Below are 6,851 nucleotides of genomic sequence, written 5' to 3'. Positions count from 1 at the left end.
GTTGTGCTTCATTATAACCAACGAATAACCAATGATAAAATTTTTTAGAAAAAAACGATACGACCTTATGGAGAAAAAGAGTACTGGGAAATACTTTAAATATGCTATTGGGGAAATTATTCTTGTGGTAATTGGAATACTAATCGCTTTAGGAATCAATAATTGGAACGCCGAAAATAACCTTACAATTAAGGAAACAACTCTTTTAATTGAAATGAAATCGAATTTAGAATCGGATTTAGAAGGTTTAAAGTGGGATATTAATAAAAATGAAGAACTTTTAAAAGCCAACCGAATTGTACTTAAAAGTTTAAATAATGGCGTTTATCACGATTCTTTAAATCTATATTATACAAGGATAAAAGGAAATACTGTCTTTGTTAAAAATACTTCAGCCTTTAAAAATTTAGAATCTTTTGGTCTAGACATTATAAAAAATGACAGTCTACGAATAAAAATCACAAATTTATATTCTACACGATATGAATACATAAGGTATATTGAACAAGTAAGGGATGAGAAATTTCAATATGAGCAAATTATACCTCAAATTACAAAACACTTAAGATTAAGTTCTGAAAACTTATATGAACCAATTAATGTTGACCAGTTATCCCGAAATAATGAATTTAAGTCAGTTATTACGTTAAATTGTGATATGAGATATTCTATAATCACAATATATAAAGAGATAGAGAATATGATTACTGAACTTATTGATGCAATTAAACTAGAACTAAAAGACAACTAAAAATAACGAAAGCACAACACCATATATAATTTATTGCTAGCTTCTTGCCTACTTAAGAAAGTCCTTTCAGACTTTCTTAGTCGGTAATTATTTACTAAATTAGGTGCTTAAAACACGCAACAAACTATATACAACAACGTTGGCAATAATTAAAAATCGAAATGAAAAGCGAATTTAAAACTGAAATTGTTGAAACCAAACAATCTATAAAAGCATATTCTATAATATTTGGAATATTATATCTTTTAGCGCACTTTTATTTTTTTCTGTTTGACAAAGAAAATAATAATATATATTTGAAATATTTGAGTTTCATAATATTATTATTTGGAGCATATTTTATATTCGGAGAATCTTTTAAAAAACCAAAAGTAGTCGGAATTTTTAAAATATATGAAAAACATATTTTAATCTACTTAAACGAAACTGAAACCAAAATTGAACTGAACGAAATAGAAAGTATTTTTTTAAAATATATGGGTCATGGAAGTTGGATAGGTCATTCAATTTACGGAAATAAAAATTATTTGAAAATAATTAATAAAAACAGAGATAAATATAATTTTGAAATACTTTTAAGAGATAAAAAAATGAAAAATGAATTTAAAAGTGTTCTGAATAATATTGAATTTAATGAAAAATTAAATTTTACTAAAAAAAATAATTCGAGAATTTAATTTTAAAAAACTATTGCCAACACCCTACAAAATTAATTGCTTTGGTTCTTGCTTATTTAGGAAAGTCCGCGCGGCCTTTCTATTCCGTTATTGTTTATTAACTTTATCGCTTAACCACAGCAACCAACCTTATACAAACACGTTCTCAACAAACAAAATTATTTAGCGGAACTATTTATAATCAATATAAATAACTTATTTTTGTAGCTCTTATAAAATATAAACTCAAAAAAAAATGCTTAAATATTCAATTCTACTGTTATTCACAGCATCTCTAATGTTCTCTTGTAAGAATAGCAGCAAGAAAACAGAACAAGACCAAAAACAAGAAGTCACTCTTTACACGCATAGGCATTATGACAGCGACAAAGTCATCTTCGAAAAGTTTGAACAAAAAACTGGGATACAAATTAATGTTGTAAAAGCAAGTGCAGACGCACTTATACAGAAACTAGAAAGTGAAGGCAAACAAACACCTGCAGACTTATTACTTACCGTAGATGCAGGAAGACTCGTGAGAGCTAAAAATAAAGGATTATTACAATCTGTAGATTCAAAAGTACTTGAGTCTAGGATACCTAGTTACTTGAAGGATCAAGAGAATGAATGGTTCGGATTGACGAAGCGTGCACGTATCATCGCGTATTCAAAAGAAAGAGTAAACCCTGAAGAATTAACTACTTATAAGGCATTAACCGAATCTAAATGGAAAAACAAGATATTAATTCGTGCGTCTAGCAACATTTACAATCAGTCATTACTTGCTTCTATCATAGCTAATAATGGCAAGACAGAGGCTAAAAAATGGGCTGAAGGTATCATTACAAATTTTGCTCGAGTACCCAAAGGAAATGACCGAGATCAAATCAAAGCTATATTTGCAGGAGAAGGTGACCTTGCAATTGTGAACACCTACTACATAGGTAAACTGCTTAATTCAAAAGATCCGGTTGAGGTAAATGCTGCGAAGGCGGTCGGACTCTTTTTCCCGAATCAAGATGACAGCGGTACACATATTAATATAAGTGGAATCGGTGTTACTAAACATGCACCTAATAGCGCAAATGCAATTAAATTTATGGAATACTTAGTAAGCAAAGAAGTACAAGAAATATTTGCAAAAACTAATTATGAGTATCCCGTAAACGCTGCAGCCAATACATCAGAATTATTAACCTCTTGGGGCAATTTTAAGGAAGATCACCTATCCTTAAACAAACTCGGAGAATTGAATAAGGCTGCAGTCATAACTTTTGATGAAGTAGCATGGGATAAAGGGCCAAATGCTCAGTAAATTAAATAGAATACGAAGAGATTTTAACCAATGGTCGTTGTTTACAGCAGCCATTGGCTTTCTTGTTGCGATCCCTATTTTAACCATCACTGTGCACCTATTTGATGGAGTAGGTGATATGTGGGAACATATTGTCAACTATTTTCTATTAGAGTATATCCAAAATTCTATTGTACTCTTGATAGGTACCGGCATACTAACAACGCTACTTGGCACCACTTCAGCATGGGTTATATCCAATTATAATTTCCCGCTAAGATCCGTATTAAAATGGTTACTTCTTCTACCATTAGCAATTCCGTCCTATATTGTAGCCTATGCGTATGTTGGCTTACTAGGCAACGGTGGTACACTAATCTGGTGTTTACAAACTATTGGGTTTTCTGTTCAAAAAATAGAGTTGATGAACATCTATGGATTGATCTGGGTATTGAGTTTTTCTCTTTTCCCTTATGTGTATGCAAGCAGTCTGGCTATGTTTTCATCTATTCCACGAAGTATTCGTGAGTCAAGTGACATATTAGGAGCATCCAACTGGCGCTATCTAAGATCAGTAGCTTTTCCTTTAGCATCACCCGCAATTATTAGTGGACTGTTTTTAGTATTTATGGAAGTACTTAACGATTATGGAGCAGCTAAATATTACGGGATCAATACATTTACAACGGGAATATTCAGAACCTGGACGATGCTTGAAGACCTGCAATCAGCGGTGTATCTATCCGCATTATTGATCGTAATGGTTGTCCTTATCAATGCACTGGTAAAGTGGCAAAGAGGAAGTAAATCGTATGCGGTAAAAGGTAGTACTGACCAGCTGAAATCGACAGATAGAATTGACCTAAAAAGCAATAAGCGGCTTTTAGTTTGGATAATAGTTGGTATTCCTATTCTCTTTGGTCTCTTATTACCTTTAGGTCAACTGTTTTACTGGGCTACACTCACTTATAAAAAAACATTTAACATTGAATTACTGCAGATAGCGGGACAGAGCTTTACTATCGCATTGGTTACTACTGGTCTTATTCTTCTTACCTCATTAGCCTTAATCTATTTTTCAAGATGGAATCATTTAAAAAGTTTACATTTTTTTAAGAAAGTTGCAACTATTGGCTATGTGATACCAGGAGCTATTATAGGAATTGGAGTCATAAGAAGCAGCCAGTCTTTTATTACTTTTTTTGATGATGTCTTTAGCCTTGAAATTGGATTTATATTTTACAGCAGTAGCGTTGTCTTAATATATGCCTATGTTTTTCGATTTTTAGCAGTGGTATTTCATCCATTAGAGGCCAACTCTTTAAAGGTGGGAAAGAACATCTCTGAAGCTTCTTACCTTCTAAATACTGGCAAGATAAAAACACTGTTTAATATCGAATTGCCTTTATTGAGAACTGCTTTATTAACATCAGGAATATTGGTTTTTATTGACGTATTAAAAGAGCTGCCATTAACACTAATCCTGAAACCCTATAATGTACAAACATTGGCCGTAAAAGCCTATGAATACGCAAGTGACGAACGTGTCGCAGAAGCAGCCTTACCTGCATTGATGTTGATATTTACGATTACAATATCAATGGCATTCGTTAGTTATTTGCAAAAAAGAGATAAATTAAACAGATAAATAAGGATATTTTATGGTGATGAATTCTATTTTAGAAATTAGTAAACTTTCTAAGTCTTATGATGGAAAAGTAAAGGTCCTGTCTGATTTTAACTTCACTATGGAGCGCGGCAAGATATGTGCAATTGTAGGTGAAAGCGGAAGTGGGAAATCTACCTTACTTAGACTTATCGCTGGTCTAGAACGACCGGAAGGAGGTGAAATAAAAATAGCACAATCTATCGTCAGTGATAACACCAAAATAGTAAAGCCTCAACTGCGAAATATAGGCTTCGTTTTTCAAGACTTTGCATTATTCCCGCACCTTACAGTTGAACAAAACATAGCATATGGTATTAAAAATGATAAAAGTAAAATCATAGACAACCTGCTTAAGTTGGTGAAAATGGAAGGCTACAACAAGTCCTATCCTTCGCAACTAAGTGGTGGTCAAGAGCAGAGAGTAGCTTTAGCCCGCACATTGGCAATTGAGCCCAAATTACTTTTACTTGACGAGCCCTTTAGTAGTCTAGATGTTGGTTTAAGATCTATATTACGCAAAGAAATAAAAGGTATTGTAAAGAAGCTTAATACCTCTATGATATTCATCACTCATGATATCTCAGACGCCATCGATATAGCAGACGAAATTCTTTTCTTGAAAAACGGAAAAATAGTGCAACACAGCCCGATATCTGAACTATCAAAAAGTAGTGAAAATGAGGACATCAGCAATATTATGTCTGAATTAAAGGCGAATATGGAAGGAGTTTTAAATCTATTCCAAAAATAAAACCAGTCGAGAACAATATATATATAAAAAATAGCCGAGATAGAAGTAAATTTAAGGTTTTTGACTCCTATCATATTTTGTGTTTAACCGAAGGTTTCGTGCTTCGTAACCGCCTACTTTTCATATCGTAAACGGTACAAATAATTTAAATAGAAATAATATAATACATTTTAGGAGTCGTAATTTTAGTAGCGTTTATGTCATGTGGTAAAGACAACAATGAAAATGAAAATATTTTTGAATTCAATCTCAAGCATAGTTAAAGAATTGAAAGCACAGGAATGGGATTTGAAACATCTAATGCTTTTGAGCCAGAAAATATTTCTGAATTTAATGTTATTCTCACTGATTCTGAGATTGGAAATAAATTAACCCAATCCTGCTATGGTTCGCCTTGGAAGCACATAATTATCCTACAACCAAGTACAGATTTCTTTTGCTAAAAATAAAAGTGAGTTAAGGTCAGGAATGTATACTTACAACAGAAATTTAGAAGACAGTGATTTTGTAATCTCAATAAGTAACCAAATGATGTTCAATCTTAATAATAATTTGACCTCTTTAAACAGTGTGGCTAATTCATATGCATCAAATAATAAAATTAGAATTTACAATGCTCAAGTAGAATTATTACTTGGTGAAATGCTATTAAAATTAAATTATATAATTGAAACTTTAGAAAATAACCGAATTATAGGATCCTATATTGTTGACTTAAATAGTTTTAACTACAAATTCTGTAATGCAGATTGTGATTAAAAACTATTTGTAATACCGAATAAAATTAACTGCTCGCTTCTTTACAAAAGTCTAAACAGACTTTCTTGGCTCTTGTTTTATTTACTAAATTAGCGGCTTAAAAAACGACATACCCCGTGATTCCCAATAATTTTGACCTGTCTTAAAACGAACAACAAAACAATCATGAATAGCATCCTAAAGCAAACTTGTATTCTCCTTATATTCTCAATTGTTGTGCTCAGTTGCAATGACAAACAAAACAATAATTTTAAAATAAAACAAGGGGATTTACTGTTTCAAAATACTGGAACAAGCGAAATAGATATTGCAATTAAAGATGTAACAGCAACTTCATTTTCTAAAAACTACTCCCATGTTGGGATGGCAATGCAAAAAGACCAAAAATGGTTTGTAGTGGAGGCAATTCCAAAAGAAGGGATTTGCCAAACTCCTTTAATAAAGTTTCTGAACAGGAGTAAAAACAAATTCAACAAGCCTCAAACCACAGTTGCAAGATTAGATAGCTATTACCAGCCTTATATTTCTAATGCAATAGCGTATGGAATCAAAAGAATAAATACGCCTTATGATGAGATTTTTTTATGGGATGACGATTCTTATTATTGCTCCGAATTAGTTTATAAAATGTTTTCTTCTCAAGATTTAGCTGCAGATTCTATTCCTTTTCTTACGCACCCAATGACATTTAACGATAGCACTGGAAACCCAATGCCTAGTTGGGTAACTTATTACGAAACCCGCAACCAACCAATTCCTGAAGGAATTGAAGGAACAAACCCTAACTTGATGGCCAGCAGCCCACATATCAAATTTATACACGATTATGAAAATGAATAAAAGGCAATCTTACTTTCTATAAACTACTACCAACAATAGCTATAATTAATAAGGGTTCTGGTACTTACCCAAAAGGATGGTGTCTTTTTACTAGATTCGCTATTTTTTTTAATTTGGCTTTAAAAAAAATA

The 6,851-nt window shown here is 32.2% G+C and carries 8 protein-coding genes; all 8 read left to right on the top strand.

Annotation, left to right across the window (positions count from 1 at the left end; translation table 11 throughout):
* Positions 1–67 precede the first annotated feature (67 nt).
* The 8 genes from ACJAZK_RS14515 (at position 68) to ACJAZK_RS14480 (ending at position 6,720) form a co-directional block, all read left to right on the top strand.
* On the top strand, positions 68–751 hold the full coding sequence (locus ACJAZK_RS14515) for a DUF6090 family protein (protein ID WP_415224658.1): 684 nt from the start codon (positions 68–70) through the stop codon (positions 749–751).
* A gap of 161 nt (positions 752–912) precedes the next feature.
* On the top strand, positions 913–1,428 hold the full coding sequence (locus ACJAZK_RS14510) for a hypothetical protein (RefSeq protein ID WP_415224657.1): 516 nt from the start codon (positions 913–915) through the stop codon (positions 1,426–1,428).
* Positions 1,429–1,663: 235 nt separating this feature from the next.
* Complete coding sequence (locus tag ACJAZK_RS14505; protein ID WP_415224656.1) at positions 1,664–2,722, top strand: Fe(3+) ABC transporter substrate-binding protein; 1,059 nt, start codon at positions 1,664–1,666, stop codon at positions 2,720–2,722.
* Between the two features lie 178 nt (positions 2,723–2,900).
* A complete protein-coding gene (locus ACJAZK_RS14500) occupies positions 2,901–4,349 on the top strand; it encodes an ABC transporter permease (RefSeq protein WP_415224655.1) in 1,449 nt (482 codons plus the stop codon).
* Between the two features lie 19 nt (positions 4,350–4,368).
* Positions 4,369–5,121, top strand: coding sequence for an ABC transporter ATP-binding protein (locus ACJAZK_RS14495; protein ID WP_415224654.1), 753 nt, complete (start codon positions 4,369–4,371; stop codon positions 5,119–5,121).
* A gap of 281 nt (positions 5,122–5,402) precedes the next feature.
* Positions 5,403–5,564 carry a hypothetical protein gene (locus tag ACJAZK_RS14490; RefSeq protein WP_415224653.1) on the top strand — a complete coding sequence of 54 codons (162 nt, stop codon included), beginning with the start codon at positions 5,403–5,405 and terminating at the stop codon, positions 5,562–5,564.
* A gap of 25 nt (positions 5,565–5,589) precedes the next feature.
* On the top strand, positions 5,590–5,880 hold the full coding sequence (locus ACJAZK_RS14485; RefSeq protein ID WP_415224652.1) for a hypothetical protein: 291 nt from the start codon (positions 5,590–5,592) through the stop codon (positions 5,878–5,880).
* 165 nt (positions 5,881–6,045) lie between these two features.
* The gene (locus ACJAZK_RS14480) at positions 6,046–6,720 is read left to right on the top strand and encodes a YiiX/YebB-like N1pC/P60 family cysteine hydrolase (RefSeq protein WP_415224651.1); all 675 of its coding nucleotides are present in this window, start codon (positions 6,046–6,048) and stop codon (positions 6,718–6,720) included.
* Positions 6,721–6,851 lie beyond the last annotated feature (131 nt).

The sequence above is a fragment of the Psychroserpens sp. genome, assembly GCF_047633235.1.
GTDB lineage: Bacteria > Bacteroidota > Bacteroidia > Flavobacteriales > Flavobacteriaceae > Psychroserpens.
Note: the sequence above shows the minus strand (reverse complement) of the source record. Positions and strands in the feature narration are given on the sequence as shown.

Excerpts from the sequence above, each read along its gene's own strand:
- ACJAZK_RS14515 (WP_415224658.1), top strand. The coding sequence starts at position 68 with ATGGAGAAAAAGAGTACTGGGAAATACTTTAAATATGCTATTGGGGAA.
- ACJAZK_RS14510 (WP_415224657.1), top strand. The coding sequence starts at position 913 with ATGAAAAGCGAATTTAAAACTGAAATTGTTGAAACCAAACAATCTATA.
- ACJAZK_RS14505 (WP_415224656.1), top strand. The coding sequence starts at position 1,664 with ATGCTTAAATATTCAATTCTACTGTTATTCACAGCATCTCTAATGTTC.
- ACJAZK_RS14495 (WP_415224654.1), top strand. The coding sequence starts at position 4,369 with ATGAATTCTATTTTAGAAATTAGTAAACTTTCTAAGTCTTATGATGGA.
- ACJAZK_RS14490 (WP_415224653.1), top strand. The coding sequence starts at position 5,403 with ATGGGATTTGAAACATCTAATGCTTTTGAGCCAGAAAATATTTCTGAA.
- ACJAZK_RS14485 (WP_415224652.1), top strand. The coding sequence starts at position 5,590 with ATGTATACTTACAACAGAAATTTAGAAGACAGTGATTTTGTAATCTCA.
- ACJAZK_RS14480 (WP_415224651.1), top strand. The coding sequence starts at position 6,046 with ATGAATAGCATCCTAAAGCAAACTTGTATTCTCCTTATATTCTCAATT.